This window comes from Massilia sp. SYSU DXS3249, assembly GCF_053668055.1.
On the sequence record NZ_JBSIPX010000005.1, the window covers coordinates 13,675 to 32,008 of the forward strand.

General features: G+C 65.1%; 13 protein-coding genes. 2 read left to right on the forward strand and 11 right to left on the reverse strand.

What is annotated here, in order from left to right; genetic code table 11:
* Positions 1-5: 5 nt before the first annotated feature.
* Positions 6-905, forward strand: a complete 900-nt coding sequence (gene flgL / locus ACWCIA_RS07905) for a flagellar hook-associated protein FlgL (protein WP_454162119.1) — start codon at positions 6-8, stop codon at positions 903-905.
* A 3-nt stretch (positions 906-908) separates the two neighbouring features.
* Positions 909-1,940, forward strand: a complete 1,032-nt coding sequence (locus ACWCIA_RS07910) for a hypothetical protein (protein ID WP_454162121.1) — start codon at positions 909-911, stop codon at positions 1,938-1,940.
* A gap of 43 nt (positions 1,941-1,983) precedes the next feature.
* Here the strand turns inward: ACWCIA_RS07910 and ACWCIA_RS07915 are convergent, their stop codons facing one another.
* The 11 genes from ACWCIA_RS07915 to ACWCIA_RS07965 all read right to left on the reverse strand — a co-directional run bounded on the left by ACWCIA_RS07915 (position 1,984) and on the right by ACWCIA_RS07965 (position 18,250).
* Positions 1,984-3,738 carry an ABC transporter ATP-binding protein gene (locus ACWCIA_RS07915; protein WP_454162122.1) on the reverse strand — a complete coding sequence of 585 codons (1,755 nt, stop codon included), beginning with the start codon at positions 3,736-3,738 and terminating at the stop codon, positions 1,984-1,986.
* A 136-nt stretch (positions 3,739-3,874) separates the two neighbouring features.
* Positions 3,875-5,707, reverse strand: coding sequence for a translational GTPase TypA (gene typA, locus ACWCIA_RS07920; protein WP_454162124.1), 1,833 nt, complete (start codon positions 5,705-5,707; stop codon positions 3,875-3,877).
* A gap of 306 nt (positions 5,708-6,013) precedes the next feature.
* On the reverse strand, positions 6,014-6,934 hold the full coding sequence (gene truB / locus ACWCIA_RS07925) for a tRNA pseudouridine(55) synthase TruB (protein ID WP_454162126.1): 921 nt from the start codon (positions 6,932-6,934) through the stop codon (positions 6,014-6,016).
* Complete coding sequence (rbfA, locus tag ACWCIA_RS07930; protein WP_454162128.1) at positions 6,931-7,365, reverse strand: 30S ribosome-binding factor RbfA; 435 nt, start codon at positions 7,363-7,365, stop codon at positions 6,931-6,933. Before rbfA ends, truB begins: the two co-directional genes overlap by 4 nt.
* Before the next feature lie 165 nt (positions 7,366-7,530).
* The gene (gene infB, locus ACWCIA_RS07935) at positions 7,531-10,359 is read right to left on the reverse strand and encodes a translation initiation factor IF-2 (protein ID WP_454162130.1); all 2,829 of its coding nucleotides are present in this window, start codon (positions 10,357-10,359) and stop codon (positions 7,531-7,533) included.
* A 46-nt stretch (positions 10,360-10,405) separates the two neighbouring features.
* On the reverse strand, positions 10,406-11,971 hold the full coding sequence (gene nusA, locus ACWCIA_RS07940) for a transcription termination factor NusA (RefSeq protein WP_454162132.1): 1,566 nt from the start codon (positions 11,969-11,971) through the stop codon (positions 10,406-10,408).
* Complete coding sequence (gene rimP, locus ACWCIA_RS07945) at positions 11,968-12,456, reverse strand: ribosome maturation factor RimP (RefSeq protein ID WP_454162133.1); 489 nt, start codon at positions 12,454-12,456, stop codon at positions 11,968-11,970. The genes nusA and rimP overlap by 4 nt, the downstream gene beginning before the upstream one ends.
* A gap of 398 nt (positions 12,457-12,854) precedes the next feature.
* Positions 12,855-14,843, reverse strand: coding sequence for a 23S rRNA pseudouridine(2605) synthase RluB (gene rluB / locus ACWCIA_RS07950; RefSeq protein WP_454162472.1), 1,989 nt, complete (start codon positions 14,841-14,843; stop codon positions 12,855-12,857).
* Positions 14,830-15,567, reverse strand: a complete 738-nt coding sequence (gene scpB, locus ACWCIA_RS07955; protein ID WP_454162135.1) for an SMC-Scp complex subunit ScpB — start codon at positions 15,565-15,567, stop codon at positions 14,830-14,832. Before scpB ends, rluB begins: the two co-directional genes overlap by 14 nt.
* Positions 15,568-15,998: 431 nt before the next feature.
* Positions 15,999-17,012 carry a glucokinase gene (locus ACWCIA_RS07960; protein ID WP_454162136.1) on the reverse strand — a complete coding sequence of 338 codons (1,014 nt, stop codon included), beginning with the start codon at positions 17,010-17,012 and terminating at the stop codon, positions 15,999-16,001.
* A 296-nt stretch (positions 17,013-17,308) separates the two neighbouring features.
* Positions 17,309-18,250, reverse strand: coding sequence for a VTT domain-containing protein (locus ACWCIA_RS07965; RefSeq protein WP_454162137.1), 942 nt, complete (start codon positions 18,248-18,250; stop codon positions 17,309-17,311).
* Positions 18,251-18,334: the final 84 nt, after the last annotated feature.

Consider the following 18,334-nt stretch of genomic DNA (forward strand, 5'->3'; position numbering starts at 1 on the left):
GCACCATGCGTATCGCCACCGCCCAGTACCAGTCGAACATGAACAAGTCGCTCCAGCTGAACCAGGAGCGCCTCAGCACCATCACCCAGCAGATGGCCGAGGGCAAGCGCATCCTCGTGCCCTCGGACGACCCGGTCGACAGCGTGCGCCTGTCGCGCCTGCAGCGCGAAGAAGCCGCCATTACCCAGTACCGCGACAACATCGCCACGATCAAGATCCGCCTGACCAAGACCGAAGGCTACATGACCAGCATGGTCAACGACATCGTGTCCGGCCGCGACCAGATCGTCTGGGCGCTCGACGGCGCCAACACGCCGGACGACCTGAAAGCGATGATCGCGCCGCTCGAGTCGCTGCGCGACAGCCTGCTCTTCAGCGCCAACACGGTCGACCAGGAAGGCAAGTACATTTTCTCGGGCACCAAGACCTCGAACGAAGCCATCGTTTATAACAAGGACACGAAGCGCTACGAGTTCGGCGGCAATACCAACGACCAGCAGGTAGTGGTCGGCAACGGCCTGACGCAAGTCGCCAACGACAATATGGACGGCATGGAGAAGCTGCTCAACGCCATAGACGACACCATCAACAGGTTCGCAACGAATCTGAACGTCAACGACCCCGACACCCGCGCTGTCCTGACGGCCAACCTGCGCGCTTTCGACGACGGGCTCAACGCGGTCACCGGCAAGATCGCCGTCCTCGGCGGCCGCCAGAACATCCTCGACACGCTCGCGGCCAACCACAGCAACGTCAGCCTGTCGAACCAGATGGCGATCACCGACATCGGCCAGCTCGACATGGGCCTCGCCGCCACCGAGCTGAACGGCTACTCGACGGCGCTGCAGGCCACCTACAAGGCCTATGGCCGGATCGGCTCGCTGTCCCTGTTCTCCGCCCTGTAATCGATGGATACGACGCTCCGTACCAGCATTTCCCCGGCGACGATCGGCCCGGCCAGCAGCGGCGCCGGCATCGTTCCCGCCCGCACTCCGACAGCCCCCGCGCGCACCGAGCCGGTCTCAGGCGATCTCCATGAAACCCGGCTCGCGCAGCGCACGCCCGCCGCCGCGCCCGCACGGCGCAGCAAGGCCGACTGGGACACGCGCCTCCAGGGCGACGTCGCCAGCGCCCAGCAGGCCCAGGATTACCTCGACCAGGTCGCACGCGAACTCGAAGCGGTCAAGGCCGCGCTCAGCGCGAAGCTGGCCGGCATGAAGAGCGGCGCCCGCGAGCTCGAAGCACGGGCACGCCAGCTGGGCGCCTCGATCGCCGCACGCAGCGCGCGCGCCGGCGGCTCGGTCGATGCCCAGCTCGCGTTTTCCGACGGCGCACCGGCGCGGCAGCGCTTCCGCATCAACGGGCTCGACGTGAACCAGCTGCAGGCGGCGGCGCCCTTGTCGCTGGCGTTCTCGATCGGCAGCGCCGGCGGCCCGCAACTGGCCGCGGCCATCGAGCCTGGCATGACGCCCGAACAGATCGCCGGCCGCCTCGACCGCACCCTGGCCCCGCTGAACGTGCGCGCCGGGCTGGACGGACAGGGCCGCATCGAATTCACCACGGCCGAGGCCAACTGGCCGGCGGTGCGCGACAGCATCGCCATTTCCGGCCGCGGCCGGGTCGCCACCGAAGCCGTGGCGCCCGACCTCAAGCTGCAGGACCTCGACACTGGCAACCCCGACGCCCTGCGCCAGAGCCTGCGCGAAGTGGTGCAGGCCCTCGAACGCGTGCGCCGCTCCCAGGCCGCCGCCAGCGCCGCCCTGAGCGCCGCCACCCAGCGCGCCGCCCAGCCGGAAATGAGCCCGGAAGCCCTGGCAATGAGCGCCCAGGACTTCGCCGCCACCGCCGCCAGCCACGACTACGAGTCGCTGCTGGCGATCACCTCGGCGCTGGTCGGCGTCAGCCGCGAACGCGTGCTGGCCCTGCTGGGCATGCGCTAATGATCTCGTAGGGAGTCATCGAGGCCACCGGTCTCGATGACCCCTACCCTTCGGCCGGCACCGGCCTTTCCCCAATCTGCTGCCGCCACATCGCGTAATACAAACCGCGCGCCTCGAGCAGTTGGGCATGCGACCCGCTCTCGACCACACTGCCCTTCTCCAGCACGAAAATCGTATCCGCATGCATCACGGTCGACAGCCGGTGCGCGATCAGGATCGTCATCTGCGCCGCCCGGCGTGAGATCTCGCGCACTGTGTTCGTGATCTGCTCCTCGGTGATCGAATCGAGGGCCGAGGTCGCCTCGTCGAAGATCAGCAGCGCCGGCTGGCGCACCAGCGCCCGCGCGATCGACAGGCGCTGTTTTTCCCCGCCCGACAACTTCATGCCGCGCTCGCCGATCACCGTGTCGAGCCCTTCCGGCGAGCGTTCGAGCAGGTAGGCGCAGGAGGCCTGCCGCATGGCCGCCACGATTTCCTCGTCCGTGGCGTCGGTCTTCACGAAGCGGATGTTGTCGCGGATCGTCCCCGCGAACAGATAAGTCTCCTGCGTGACGAAACCGATCTGGCGCCGCACCCGGTTGTAGCGCAGGTCGGTCGTGCGCACGCCGTTGTACGAGACCTCGCCCTGGTTCGGCGTGTAGAGGCCCACCAGCAGTTTGACCAGAGTCGACTTGCCCGAGCCCGACGGCCCGACGAAGGCGATCGTCTGGCCGAGGGTCGCGGAGAACGAGACCCCGGCCAGCGCGTCCTCAGTCGCGCCCTTGTGGCGGAAACGCACCTCGTCGAAACGCAGCTCCGTCAAGGGACCGATCTCGACCGGATCGGGCGGGCGCCGTTCCACTGGCTTGTCCATCAGCGTCTTGAAGTTCAGCAGCGAGGCCTCCGCTTCGCGGTGCGCAAGGATGATGTTGCCCAGCTCCTGCAGCGGCGCGAAGATCGACACCGAAATGAACTGCATTGCGATCAGTTCGCCCGTCGAGAGCACGTCGCGGAAGATCAGCCACAGCAGGGCAAACAGGATCGCCAGCTTCAGCAGGCTCAGCGTCGAGCCCTGCAGGAAGGACAGCAGGCGCACGCGCTTCACCTTCTCCATCTCGAGCGCGAAGATGGCGTCGGTCTGGCTGCGCAGGCGCCGGATTTCCGGGAAGGTCAGCCCCAGGCTCTTGATGAGTTCGATATTGCGCAGCGACTCCGTGATGAAGCCGGAATTGCGGTTGGTCTCGCGCACGATTGAGCGCTGCTGGGTCTTGATCTCGCGGCTCAGCAGCCCCGTGAGCCCGCCCAGCACCAGTACCCCGACCAGGAACACCGGCACCAGCAGCCAGTGTTTGGTCACCGCATACCAGGTGAGGAAGCTCACGCCGACGAGCGCCGCAAAGGCGGTGTTGATGAAGGTGTTGATCAGGCGTTCGCTGTCCGCCCTCACCTTCTGCAGCAAGGAGAGCATCTCGCCGCTGCGCAGGTCCTCGAATTCCTGGAAGGTCAGCCGCAGCAGGTGCCGCAGGCCGTCGTTGAAGATCGCCACGCCCAGCTTCTGCACGACCAGCCGCGTCACGTATTCCTGCAAGGCCTTGGCGAGGCGCGACAGCACGGCCACCAGCACCGCCAGCCCCAGCAGGCGCATCACGTGCGGCATCAGTTCGGACTCGGGCAGGCGCCGCGGCCCGGTGACGCTGTCGATGATACGGCCGAAGATGATCGGATCGACCAGCGCCAGTACCTGAGCGGTCCCGGCGAACAATAAGGCCAGCAGGCCCAGGCGCCAGTGCGGCTTGAGGTAGGTCCAAAGGATGCGCATGGCCCATGTTACCAACCGCGGCAGGACGGGCGCGCACCGATGAGCCAGCGGTCGGGGCGCGGCATTTTCGCGGCAGGCATAAAAAAACCCGCTGCGAGCAGCGGGTTTCTGGTGCCGGAGCGGGCTCCGAACAGGATTACGCTTCGCGCGAAGCCTTCTTGCGCTCGTGTTCCTTCAGGTAGCGCTTGCGCAGGCGGATCGATTTCGGGGTGATCTCGACCAGCTCGTCGTCCTCGATGAACTCGACGGCGTACTCGAGCGACATCTGGATCGGCGGCACCAGGCGCACTGCTTCGTCGGTACCCGACGAACGCACGTTGGTCAGCTGCTTGCCCTTGATCGGGTTGACGACCAGGTCGTTGTCGCGCGAGTGGATGCCGATGATCATGCCTTCGTACACCGGGGTGTTGTGCTCGACGAACATGCGGCCGCGGTCCTGCAGTTTCCAGATCGCGTAGGCAACGGCGGCGCCGTCGTCCTGCGAGATCAGCACGCCGTTGCGGCGGCCAGCCAGTTCGCCCTTGGTGTTGTCGACCGGTGCGTACTCGTGGAACACGTGGCTCATCAGGCCGGTGCCGCGGGTCAGGGTCATGAACTCGCCCTGGAAGCCGATCAGGCCGCGCGCAGGAATCAGGTACTCGAGGCGGACGCGGCCCTTGCCGTCCGATTCCATGTTCTGCAGGTCGCCACGGCGGCGGCCCAGTTCTTCCATCACGCCGCCCTGGTTGACTTCTTCGACGTCGACGGTCAGGTTCTCGTACGGCTCGTGGCGGACGCCATCGACCATCTTGTAGACCACGCGTGGACGCGACACGGCCAGCTCGAAGCCTTCACGGCGCATGTTTTCCAGCAGAATCGTCAGGTGCAGTTCGCCGCGGCCAGAGACTTCGAAGGTGGTGTCGTCGTCGGTCGGCGAGACGCGCAGTGCGACGTTGGCCTTCAGTTCGCGCTCGAGACGCTCGCGCAGCTGGCGGCTGGTCACGAACTTGCCTTCGCGGCCGGCCAGCGGCGAGTTGTTGACCATGAAGTTCATGGTCAGGGTCGGCTCGTCGACGGTCAGCATCGGCAGCGCTTCAGGCGTATCGACTGCGCAGATGGTCGAACCGATGCCGATTTCTTCGATACCGTTGATCAGGCAGATGTCGCCGGCGACAGCCGAGTCCACCAGCACGCGCTCCAGGCCCTTGAAGTTCAGCACCTGGTTGATGCGGCCCTTGATCGGGGTGCCGTCAGGGCCGTTCATGACGATCACATCCTGGCCGGTCTTCACGGTACCGCGGTTGACGCGGCCGATGCCGATCTTGCCGACGTACGAGGAGTAGTCGAGCGAGGTGATCTGCATCTGCAGCGGGCCGTCCGGGTTGTCGTCGCGCACAGGCACGTACTTCAGGATGGCGTCGAACAGCGGCTTCATGTCGCCGTCGCGCACGTCTTCGGTCAGGCCGGCGTAGCCGTTCAGGCCCGAAGCGTAGACGATCGGGAAGTCCAGCTGCTCGTCGTTGGCGCCCAGCTTGTCGAACAGTTCGAAGGTCTGGTTGATGGCCCAGTCGGCGCGCGCGCCCGGACGGTCGACCTTGTTGACGACGACGATAGGCTTGAGGCCCAGGGCCAGCGCCTTGCGGGTCACGAAGCGCGTCTGCGGCATCGGGCCTTCCTGCGCATCGACCAGCAGCAGCACCGAGTCGACCATCGACAGCACGCGTTCCACTTCACCGCCGAAGTCGGCGTGGCCCGGGGTGTCGACGATGTTGATGTGGGTGCCTTCGTACTCGACCGCGCAATTCTTCGACAGAATCGTAATGCCGCGTTCTTTTTCGAGGTCGTTCGAGTCCATCACGCGGGTGTCCACGGCCTGGTTTTCACGGAACGTGCCCGACTGGCGCAGCAGCTGGTCGACCAGCGTGGTCTTGCCGTGGTCAACGTGGGCGATGATTGCAATATTACGAATTGCGCGTTTGGTATTTGACATGTGATTTCAGCGTGGATTTGCGTGGTGTACGGATGTGTACGGTGCTGCCAATTTCGGAAACCGACTAGTATAGCAGGTTAATGCGGCCTTTCCGTGAAAAGGCCCGCATTTTCAACGGCTTGCTGAGTTTTCAAGCGTTTTTGACCAGTTTTGCACGGTTTCGGTGCCGTCGAAGACGCATGCTGCAGGCGTAGGGTGGACGGCTATGCCGTCCACGCGTTCAGCCAGCGCATGAAATAGCGATGCAAGTGTGCTTGCTCGGATTGAACGCGTGGACGGCGAAGCCGTCCACCCTACGGGTCTGAGCTATTGCTGCGCAGCGATCAGCCGTTCCGGCGCCAGGATCGCATACTCCTGCAAATTCGCCGTCCCCAGCAATTTGCCCTCGTGGTACACGCGCACCCTGCCCAGCTCTTGCGGCACCATCACCTGCTCCTTGCCCAGCGCCAGGCGCTGACCGTTCAGGAAACGCTTGGCCAGTTCCGGCGTCAGCTCCACCGACGGGAAACTCGACAGCAGCGCATCGACGGGCGCCAGCAGCGACAGCGGCTCGGCATGCGCCTGCAGCTCTTCCAGCGTGATCATCTTCGCGGTAGTGAGCGCGCCGACCTGGATGCGGCGCAGCGCGTTCAGGTGGGCGCCGCAGCCGAGCGCCGCGCCGATGTCTTCCCCCAGCACGCGCACGTAGGTGCCCTTGCTGCAGGTGACGCGGATCTTCAGCATCGGCGCTTCATAGCCGATCAGTTCCAGCCCGTGGATGGTCACCGGACGCGCTTCGCGCTCGAGCGTGATGCCTTCCCGCGCGTACTCGTATAAAGCCTTGCCGTCGCGCTTGAGGGCCGAGTACATCGGCGGCACCTGCAGGATCGGGCCGCGGAAGCGCGCCAGCGCCGCTTCGATCTGCTCGAGCGTCACGTCGACCCCGCGCGTCTCGATGGCTTCGCCTTCGGTGTCGCCGGTGGTCGTCACGATGCCGAGGTGGACCGTCGCATCATAGGTCTTGTCCGCTTCCAGCAGGTCTTGCGAGAACTTGGTCGCTTCGCCGAAGCACAGGGGCAAGAGGCCGGTGGCGAACGGATCGAGGGTGCCGGTGTGGCCGGCCTTTTTCGCGTTCATGACGCGCTTGGCCTTGATCAAGGCGTCGTTCGACGACAGGCCGACGGGTTTGTCGAGCAGCAGCACGCCATCGACGGGGTCGCGCGGCTTTTTTTGCGGGCGGGCGTTCACTCGGCGTCTGCGTCCGTGTCGGTGTTGCGGTTCGCCTCTGCTTCGTCCTGCTCGAAGTCGGCGGCGCGCACGGCGTTCGCCTGGTCGATCAGGGCCGACATCTGCAGGCCGCGCGAGGTGGACGTGTCGTGCACGAAGTGCAGCTGCGGCAGCGTGTGGATGTGCAGGCGCTTGCCGAGCTGGTTGCGCAGGTAGCCGGCCGCCTTGCTCAGGCCGTCGAGCGTCTGCTTGACTTCTTCCTTGCTGTCCTTGAGCAGGGTGAAATAGATCTTCGCGTGCGCGTAGTCCGGGGTGAGCTGGACTTCGGTCAGCGTGACCATGCCGACCCGCGGGTCTTTCAGTTCAAAGGCGATCAGTTCCGACAGGTCTTTCTGGATCTGGTCGGCGACGCGCAGGCCGCGCTGCGGGATGGTTTTGCTGTGTTTTGCCATGGTGATTACTTTATGTTTTTCTGACGATGGTACATCTATCGGGGGCCGGCAGGCGTACGGGTTGCAATGCGGAGGATATTTGCAAACGGTAAAAAAAACGCCATCGGCTGGGCATGGGCCCGGCGGATGGCGCTTTGGTACCGCGCGCGGTAACAGCTGAATGCGTTACAGCGTACGGGCCACTTCGGTCACTTCGAACACTTCCAGCACGTCGCCGACCTGGATTTCGTTCATGTTCTTCAGCGACAGGCCGCACTCGAGGCCGGCACGGACTTCCTTCGCATCGTCCTTGAAGCGCTTGAGCGAGTCGATCTCGCCGGTCCACACGACGATGTTGTTGCGCAGCAGGCGAACCGACGAGGTGCGCTTGACGACGCCATCGGTGACCAGGCAGCCCGCAATCGCGCCGACCTTCGACACCAGGATGACCTGGCGAATCTCGACCTGGCCGGTGATGGTCTCGCGCTTTTCCGGAGCCAGCATGCCCGACAGTGCCGTCTTGATCTCGTCGATCGCATCGTAAATGATGCTGTAGTAACGGATGTCGACGCCATTGGCTTCGGCCAGCTTGCGTGCTTGTGCATCGGCACGGGCGTTGAAGCCGATGATGACCGCTTTCGAGGCCACCGCCAGGTTGACGTCCGATTCCGTGATGCCGCCGACCGCCGCATGGACGACCTGCACGCGCACTTCCGAAGTCGACAGCTTCTGCAGCGAACCGACCAGCGCTTCCTGCGAACCCTGCACGTCCGTCTTGATGATCAGCGGCAGGTTCTTCACCTCGCCTTCGGCCATCTGGTCGAACATGTTTTCCAGCTTCGCCGCCTGCTGCTTGGCCAGCTTCACGTCGCGGAACTTACCTTGACGGAACAGACCGATTTCACGCGCCTTGCGCTCGTCGGCCATGACCATGACTTCTTCGCCGGCAGCCGGCACTTCGGTCAGGCCCTGGATCTCGACCGGGATCGATGGACCGGCTTCGGCGATCGCCTTGCCGTTCTCATCGAGCATTGCACGGACACGGCCGTAAGCCGAACCGGCCAGCACCACGTCGCCGCGGCGCAGGGTACCCGATTGCACCAGGATCGTTGCGACCGGGCCACGGCCCTTGTCCAGACGGGATTCGACCACCAGGCCACGGGCCGGCGAACCGACCGGCGCCTTCAGTTCCAGCACTTCGGCCTGCAGCAGCACTTGCTCGAGCAGGTCGTCGATACCGGTACCGACCTTGGCGGACACCGGCACGAACGGCGAATCGCCGCCGTATTCTTCCGGCACCACGCCTTCGGCGACCAGTTCCTGGGTCACGCGGTCGGTGTTGGCGCCCGGCTTGTCGATCTTGTTGATCGCAACCACCAGCGGCACGCCGGCAGCTTTTGCGTGAGCAATTGCTTCCTTCGTTTGCGGCATCACGCCGTCGTCCGCCGCCACCACCAGGATGACGATGTCGGTCGCCTTGGCGCCGCGGGCACGCATCGCGGTGAACGCTTCGTGGCCCGGGGTGTCCAGGAAGGTGATCATGCCGCGCGGGGTGTCCACGTGGTATGCACCGATGTGCTGGGTAATGCCGCCGGCTTCGCCCGCGGCAACCTTGGCGCGGCGGATGTAGTCCAGCAGCGAGGTTTTACCGTGGTCGACGTGGCCCATGACGGTCACGACCGGTGCACGCGGGGTCGACTCGAACTCGGCGTGCTCGCCCTGGTCGGCCAGGATCGCTTCCGGATCGTCCTCGGCGGCAGCGAAGGCTTTATGGCCCATCTCTTCCACCACGATCATCGCGGTTTCCTGGTCCAGCACCTGGTTGATGGTGCACATCTGGCCCAGCTTCATCAGCTGCTTGATGACTTCCGAGGCCTTCACCGACATCTTGTGGGCGAGTTCGGCCACGGTGATCGTTTCAGGAACGTGGACGTCCTTGACGATCGCCTCGGTCGGCGCCTGGAAGTTGGTTTCGCGGTCGTCGTGCGAGTTGCGGCGGCCACCACTGCGGCCACCCGAACGCCAGCCGTCGCGGCCGCCGCTCGGCGCGCCAGGACCGCCACGGGTCTTGGCACCGCCAGGCGCGCCACGCTTCTTGGCGTCGTCCGACCAGGTCGAGGACACGTTCGCCGATTTGATCGACTTCTTGTCGCCCGGCTTCTTGTCGCCCGGCTTGGCCGAGGTCGCGTCGGCCGGCTTTTTGTCGGCAGGCTTGTGCAGCGTGCCGGCAGGTGCGGCCGGCTTGGCCGCCACCGGCGCAGGCGCCGGTTCCGGCGCCTTGATGACGCGGCGCGGCTGCGCCATCATCAGCTTGATCTGTGCCACTTCGTCGGCCACGGCCTTGCGTGCACGCTCGGTGGCGGCAGCGCGTTCGGCGGCGGCTTTGGCGGCTTCGTCGGCTTTCTGCTTGGCTTCGGCGGCGGCGGCCTGCTTGGCCTGCTCGCCTGCGGCGGAGCTGGCGGCGGCAGCCGCGGCGGCGTCGCGCTTGGCGGCTTCGGCAGCATCGCGCTTGGCCTGCTCTTCCTCGGCCTTGGCCTGCTCGGCGCGCTCGGCTTCGAGCTTGGCCAGGCGTTCCTGCTTTTCGCGCAGGTCCGCTTCCTGGCGGGCGACGAGCTCGGCGTGACGGCGCGACTCTTCCTCGCGGCGTGCGATTTCGGCTTCGTCGATCACCGGGGCTGCCGGGGCGCTTGGCGCCGGGGTAGCCACGACATCGTCCCGCTGCACGAAGGTGCGCTTCTTGCGTACTTCAACCTGGATCGTGCGCGATTTGCCCGACGCGTCAGCCTGCTTGATCTCGCTCGTTTCCTTGCGGGTGACCGTGATCTTCTTTTTCTCGGTCGCCTCCCCGGCGCCGTGGGTACGGCGCAGGTGATTCAGCAGCTTGTCCTTATCATCCTTTGACAAGGGATCTGACGTCGAACTTTTATCGACGCCGGCAGAACGCAGCTGCGTCAGCAGCAAATCTGCAGGCATCTTCAGTTCGGTGGCAAATTGGGCTACGTTGTTACTCGCCATTCAGTCCTCTTTTCTATGTGTCGCGGAGATGATAAAGATTTGCAAATTATGCCTTGGCCGTTTCTACCAGGCTCCAGGCTTTCGCCTGCAGTGCCTTGGCTCGGTCATCATATTTACTGTCGACCAGCTTCATCTCATCGTCGGTCACATCATTAAATTCACTCTTGATCAGTTCACGGGCACGGTCTGACGACAGGGCCAGGATGGCACCGAATTCGTCGTACGCGAGGCCAGCGAATGCTTCGACCGTCTTGATGCCGGCCAGTCCCAGCTTGCCGGCAGTGGTACGGTCCATGCCTTCGAGGTTGACCAGTTCCTCTTCCATGCCTTCCAGGCCTTCTTCCGAAGCGATCGCTTCGGTGACGAGGGCATCGCGAGCACGGGTACGCAGTTCGTTGACGGTTTCTTCGTCGAACGACTCAATTTCAAGCATTTCGGAAATTGGTACATACGCGATTTCTTCAAGGCTCGAGAAACCTTCCTCGACGAGGATGTCCGCCACTTCCTGGTCGACGTCGAGCTTTTCCATGAACAGCACGCGAATCGCCGCCGTCTCCTGGGCCACCTTGTTGGCCGATTCCTCGGCCGTCATGATGTTGATCTTCCAGCCGGTCAGTTCCGACGCCAGGCGCACGTTCTGGCCCGAGCGGCCGATCGCAATGGCCAGGTTCTCTTCGTCGACGACCACGTCCATCGCGTGCTTTTCTTCGTCAACCATGATCGACGACACATTGGCCGGGGCCAGGGCGCCGATGACGAACTGGGCAGGATCGTCCGACCACAGCACGATGTCGACGCGCTCGCCGCCGAGTTCGCCGGTCACGGCCTGCACGCGCGAACCGCGCATGCCGACGCAGGTACCGATCGGGTCGATGCGCTTGTCGCTCGTGAAGACGGCGATCTTGGCGCGCACGCCGGCGTCGCGGGCAGCCGATTTGATTTCCAGCAGGCCCTGCTCGATTTCCGGCACTTCCAGCTCGAACAGCTTCATGATGAATTCCGGCGCGGTGCGCGACAGGATCACCTGCGGGCCGCGCATGTTGCGGTCCACGCGCAGGATGAAGGCGCGGACGCGGTCACCGATACGCAGGTTCTCTTTCGGGATCATCTGGTCGCGCGGCAGGCGCGCTTCGATCTTGCCCGACTCGACGATGGCATCGCCGCGCTCCATGCGCTTGATGGTGCCGGTCACCAGCGAATCGCCGCGCTCGAGGAAGTCCTGCAGGATCTGCTCGCGTTCGGCATCGCGCACGCGCTGCAGCACGACCTGCTTGGTGTCCTGGGCGAAGCGGCGGCCGAAATCGACCGATTCCACCGGCTCTTCGATGTATTCGTCGACTTCGATGTCGGCGATCTGTTCTTTTGCTTCGAAATGCAGGATTTCCTGGTCAGGCAGCTGCATGCCCGCTTCATCGGGCACCACGTGCCAGCGGCGGAAGGTTTCGAATTCGCCAGTGTCGCGATCGATGTTCACGCGAATGTCGACTTCGCCTTCATAGCGTTTTTTGGTGGCCTGGGCCAGGGCGAACTCGAGCGCCCCGAACACCACTTCCTTATCGACGTTTTTTTCGCGCGCAAGCGCATCAACCAACAACAAAATTTCGCGACTCATGCTTTGCGACTCCTAAAATCCACCTGCGGCACCAAACGTGCCTTGTCCAATTCGGCCAGCGTAAATTCCAACAACGCCGGCCCATCTTTACCTTCAAATTCCAGACCGATCTTGTCGCCTTCCGGCGCGACCAGGATCCCCGTGTAGGTTTTCCGGTTCGCGGTACCCGGCATGGCGACGCGCAGCTTCACCGTGCACTCGTGGCCGGCGAAGCGTTCGAAATCGGCCAGGGTGCGCACCGGGCGATCGAGCCCGGGCGACGAAATTTCGAGACGTTCGTAATCGACGTTCTCCACGGTCAGCACGTGCGACAACTGGTGGCTCACCGTTGCGCAATCCTCGACCGTGATCAGGCCCTTCTCTTCCGCGACGGCAGCGGGAAAATCGATAAACACGCGCAGAACCCCACGCTCGCCCCGTTCGACATCAACGAGCTCGTAGCCCAGGCCACCGACTGTCTTGGCGATCAAATCAAACTGCTGCACGACACTTCTCCAGGGCGTTAAAACCGTTTACCAAAAAAAAAATGGGCATCTGCCCATCTTTTGTATTTACAACCCAACCAGATGAAAGCACTTGCACCAATTTAATACTCGGGAAGGACTTCGATTAGGCTGCAAATTATAACGTATTCGAGGGCACGCTGCAATCGACATACCATTTTATGAGCAAGCAAACAACAGCCGCGCACGTTATCAAAGCGGACATGGCAGGTAGCAGGATCGCAACGACCGGAGCGACCGTGTGTAGGGTGGGCATTCATGCCCACGCGGTCACATCACATGCACGCCGATGCCGGAGCTTATCGGGCACCCTAGATGACGACATGGGTGGCGCATTTCAAGCGATGAAACCGCGTGCGCACAAGTGCGCACCCTACGTATCAACCCCGGCGTCCGCGGCGCGGCAAGCCATGCTCGGACCCGCGCGGGCCCTGGCCGCCGCGGCGACCGCCGCCGCCCGTGCCGGCGAAGCCGAAGGTGGTCTGCAGCGGATCCGGCTGGCGCGGACGGCTGCTGCCGCCGCTGCCGGGACGGCCCGAACCGCCACCGCCACCGCCGAAGCCGCCGGCGTTGCCGCCACGGCCCTTGCCGCCGCCGGCACCGGCACCACGGCCGACCGGTGCGGCACCGCCGCGCGGCGGCACGCCCACGCGCGCCACCGGTGGGCCGAACGGATCGACATTGCGGTTGGCGTCGGCGCGGTCGATGCGGTTGCCGTCGGAACGGCGCGGATCAGGCTGCTGGCCCTTGCTCTGGCCCTTGCCGCCCCCTTGGGCGCCGCCCTTCTTCTCGATGCCGAAGGCGGCCATGAAGTTGCGCACGTCGTTTTCTTCCAGCTCTTCCCAGCGGCCGCGCTTCAGGCCCGAAGGCAGCGTCATGGCGCCGTAGCGGGTACGGATCAGGCGCGAGACGGTGAGACCGACCGCCTCGAACATGCGGCGCACTTCGCGGTTACGGCCTTCGCCGATGACCACGCGGTACCACTTGTTGATGCCCTCGCCGCCGCCGTCGACGACCTTGGTGAAGTTCGCCATGCCGTCGTCGAGCTCGACGCCGGCCAGCAGCTTCTGGCGCATGCCCTCTTCCAGCTCGCCGAGCGTGCGCACGGCGTATTCGCGGTCGATGTTGTAGCGAGGGTGCATCAGGCGGTTCGCCAGGTCACCCGAGGTGGTGAACAGCAGCAGGCCTTCGGTGTTGAAGTCGAGGCGGCCCACGGCCAGCCACTTGCCCGTCTTCATGGTCGGCAGGCGGTCGAACACCGACGGGCGGCCTTCCGGGTCGTCGTGGCTGACGATCTCGCCGGCCGGCTTGTGGTACACGAGCACGCGCGGCGGCTTGCTGTTGTTGACCTTGCGCTGGATCAGCTTGCCGTTGATGCGCACGGCGTCGGTCGGCAGGATGCGCTGGCCGATGTGGGCCGGCTCGCCATTGACCGACACGCGGCCGGCGACGATCAGGTCTTCCATGTCGCGGCGCGAACCGAGGCCGGCTTCGGCCAGCACCTTGTGCAGCTTCGGCGCGTCGTCGTCGGCGGTCAGGTCGCGGCGCACCGGCTTGGCCTGCTGGCCGCGGCCGCCTTCGTTGGCGTCGAACGCATCCGAGGTGACGAAGGAGAACACGGCGTCGGCGTCGCTCGGCTTGCCGGCGCCCGGCTTGCCCGCGCCTTTGCCCGGCTGCTGGCGGCCGTTCTGCTTGCCGCCCTTGCCCTGCTGAGGCTGCTGGCCGCGGTTGCCCTGCTGGCCGTTGGCCTGCGCGTTCGGCTGGGCGCCCTTCTGGTTGCGGCCCTTGCCCTTGGCGTGGCGGCCTTCGCGGCGCGCCTCGCCCTGCGCCTGGACGGGAGCATCCTCGCCCGCTTCGGCGGTCACGGGAGCGGCCGCAGGGGCCGGCGCTGGCTGGCGCGCTTCGCGCACAACGCGCTGCTCGCGCATCTGGCGCGGGCCGCGCGGCTTGCGGTTGCCCTGCTCCTGGCGCGGAGTATCGGCTTGGGACTGAGCGGCCTGGGACTGGGCGGCCGGAGCAGGCTCGACGGCGGCCGGAGCGGCGGCTGCCGGCTCGGCTGCGGCCTCGACCGGCGCAGCGGCCGGCTTGGCCTTCGTCGCACGCGGCTTGCGCGGCGCGGCGGCCGGCGCGTCGGCCGACGGCGCGGCTACGGCAGGCTCGGCCGATGCGGCGGCGCCGGCTTCGGCGGCGACTGCGGCTTTGGTACGGCGCTTCGGCTTGGCTTCGGCCTTGGCATCGCCCGCGGCGGCGTCGGCAGCGGCAGCGGCAGGCGTTGCGGCAGCAGCGGCCCTGGTGCGGCGCTTCGGCTTGGCCGCGTCGTCCTTGCCCGGCTCGGCGGGCGTGGTCTCGGTGGTGTCAGTTGGATTCATCATTCGTTTCGTTGTTGTGCTGACCGGGGACCGAGCCAGAGGCCGGTTGCGGGTCATGAATCGGAACTTCAACGGGTGAAGTAACTTGTTCGTCGTCGGCGGGCGCGCTGGCGTCCGCTTTCTCAAAATTCTGTTGCAGCGCTGCTTCCAGCGCTTCGAGGCTGCGCCCGTCCTGGGCGTCGGCAATGCTTTCCAGCGGCGGCAACTGGCCCAGGGAAGCCAGGCCGAGGTCGTCGAGGAACTGCCTGGTCGTGCCCAGCAGGGCCGGCCGGCCGACCACTTCGCGGTGCCCGACGACATCGATCCAGCCGCGGTCCTCGAGCATCTTGATGGTCTGCGAGTTCACCGCGACGCCGCGGATTTCCTCGATGTCGCCACGGGTCACCGGCTGCCGGTAAGCAATGATGGCCAGCGTCTCCAGCGTGGCGCGCGAATATTTCGGCGGCTTTTCGGGCGTGATGCGGTCGAGGTAGGGCTTCATCTCCGGCCGGCTCTGGAAGCGCCAGCCCGACGCCAGGCTGACGATTTCGATGCCGCGGTCTTTCCAGTCGTGACGCAATTCTTCGAGCAGCAGCTTGATCGTATCGGAGCCGACCCCGGGACCGACCTGGCGCCCGCCCGCGTCGACGTCGGCGAACAGCTTTTTCATGCCGTGCAGCGACATCGGCTCGCGCGCGCACAGCAAGGCGGTCTCGAGGATCCGCTTGGCCTCATCAGTCTTCATTCTCGATGTCGTCAGGCTCGCGCTCAGAAAGTTCAAACAAAAACGGTTCAACGCTCCGCCGTGCGGCATGCCGCCGGCGCTTCGGTTCGAGGCATACCGGCGGCCGTCGTGGACGGATGCGACTCGGCTGCGGCTCGTGGGTACGGCTCGTTGAAACAGGAATCCGTGGCCCGCGCTTGGACACGACGGGCGGAATACGATGGCGGGACAGGACCCGGCCACTGGGCAGCCTGCGTATCAGGCGGGCTGCCGATTAGTGAATTTCAAGAGAAATTTCAAAAGAAACGCTGGGTTCGGCATGCGGCATCGAGGCGTGGCTCGGAGGCGCACCATGGCGGCAATCGACATCGTTTCTTCCAACTGCGGGCCATTGTACCCGATAAAACACAAGAAGCGCCATTTGCGCAAGTGGGTGCGCGGCGGTTTCGGGATCAGGCCGAGAGTTTTTCCGACAAAATGGCCGATACACCAAGGAAAGCCGGGTACTCGGCCGTGATCACATAGGTCGGCACCGCCGCCAGGTAGGACTGGAACCGGCCCTTCTGTTCGAAGCGGCGGCGGAACGGCGACGCGGCGAAGCGCTCGCCCAGGCGCGGGACGATGCCGCCGCCGATGTACACGCCGCCCTGGGCGCCGAGGGTGACGGCCAGGTTGCCGGCGACGGTGCCGAGCATGCCGCAGAACACGTCGAGCACCTGGTTCGACAGCGGGCATTCGCCGGCCAGCGCGCGGCGCGAAATCTCGGGCGCCGACAGGTTGGCGGCAGGCTGCCCCAGCACGTCCGACAGCGCGCGATGGATCAGTTCGACGCCGGCGCCGGACAGGAAACGTTCGGCCGACACGTGCTCGAACTCGCGCCAGGCATATTGCAGGATCGCGACTTCGGTCTCGTTGGCCGGCGAAAAGCTCACGTGGCCGCCTTCGCTGGACAGTGCCGTCCAGCTCGCCCCTGCCGGGATCAGGCCCGACACGCCGAGACCGGTGCCGGCGCCGAGCAGGCCCAGAGGGGCCCCACTACGCGGCTCCCCGCCACCTATTTTGACCTTGTCGCCGTCCCGCAGGTGCGGCAGCGAGCGCGCCAGCGCGTAGAAATCGTTGACCACCAACAGCGTCTCGAAACCCAGCTCCAGGCGCAGCGCCTCGATCGAGAACTGCCAGTGGTGATTCGTCATGCGGATCTGGTCGCCATCGACCGGATTGGCGATCGCCACGGCCGCATGCCGTACCTGCCCTGCAGCAGCGACTTCCGGAGAGGCCAGGTAGACGCGAACGGCGTCGGCCAGCGTTGGATGGTCGCCACAGCCCAGCACCTGCACTTGCTCGAACCGTCCCGGCGCCAGTTCCAGCGCGAAGCGCGCGTTGGTGCCGCCGATATCGGCAAGCAGGCGCGGGGCGTCGAAGGGACCGGCGGAGGAAACGATGGTTGCGGGCAAAGAAGCAGTCATTGCAGGACACGTGGAAGCGGATGTCCAAGCTTACTGGATTTCTTTACGGACTTACAAGAGGATTTTGTAGTTTAGGTACAAGGCTTCGGAGTAAATACGACATTACTCTATTCAGATCGAGTAGTACGACTACGTTTGCCACGACGTGAGTTTGTTGCAAGCGTCGGGGTATCGATGCGTGTCACCGCGTGGACACGAGTGGCCACCCTACGAAGATCAGGGCTACGTACTTCGGAAAAGGAGGTAGTAAAGCACTCGCACAGTGCCAACGAGGAAAGAACTAAAAGCCGCGCCGCTCAGCAAGCTACCGGCTGTGGCGCCTCGCCCCCGTGCTGCGCATTCCACGCATCGAGCCCGCCCTGCAGCGGCCGCGCCCGGTGGAAGCCGTTGGCCAGGAAGGCCTTCGCCACCTCGGCCGCCGTCACATCGTTCGGGCACGAACAATAGATGACGATATGGCGATTCTTGTCCAGGCCGGCCATCAACTGACCCGGTTCGCAATCGCTGTAGAGCAGCGCGCCCGGAATGGCGGCCTCGAGCGCCTGCGCAGTCACGCTGCGGGCGTCGATGACGAGCGGGTCGTGGCCGCCGTCGATCAGCGCGCGCAAGGCGGCAACATCGATGCGCGGCACCGCCAGGGCGGCGCGGTGGCGGCGCCGCTCGACATACTTATAGAGGACGAACAGCGCCAGCAGGGTGCCCAGTGCGACCAGGGCCGTGCTGCCCAGCGATTCGAGGGTCGTCAGAACGCGGTCGACGCTGTCGTGGAAGATCGCCCCGACGGCGATGCCGGTCCCGCCCCACAGCAGCGCACCGGTGGCGGCAAAGCCGAGGAAGGCGCGCGGCGGCGTACCCAGCGCACCGGACATCGGCGCGGCGATGGTATTGAAACCGGGGATGAATTTCGACACCAGCAGCGACTTCGCGCCGTAGCGGCGGAAACGGTCTTCGGTCTGGTTGACGCAGGAATCGGGCGACAGGGAAATCCGGCACAGCAGGCGCAGCACGCGCTTGCCGTAGTAGCGGCCGGCGCGGAACCAGAAGACGTCGCACACCAGGCAAGCCAGCAGCACCGCAAGCAGGCACAGCTGCCAACTGGCGCCGCCCTCCATCGCCATCGCCCCGGCCAGCACCAGCACCGGGAAGGCCGGGATCGGCAGGCCGAACTGCTCCAGCAGCACCATGCCGAAGACAAGCAGGGCACCGTGGTTCTGGATCAGGAGGGCGAGTTGGGACATCCGGTCATGGTAGCCGAAATTGCCATTTCCGGCTGGCTGGTGGCGGTTTTGCGACAGGGTGCCGCGGCGCACGCGCTAACGCAC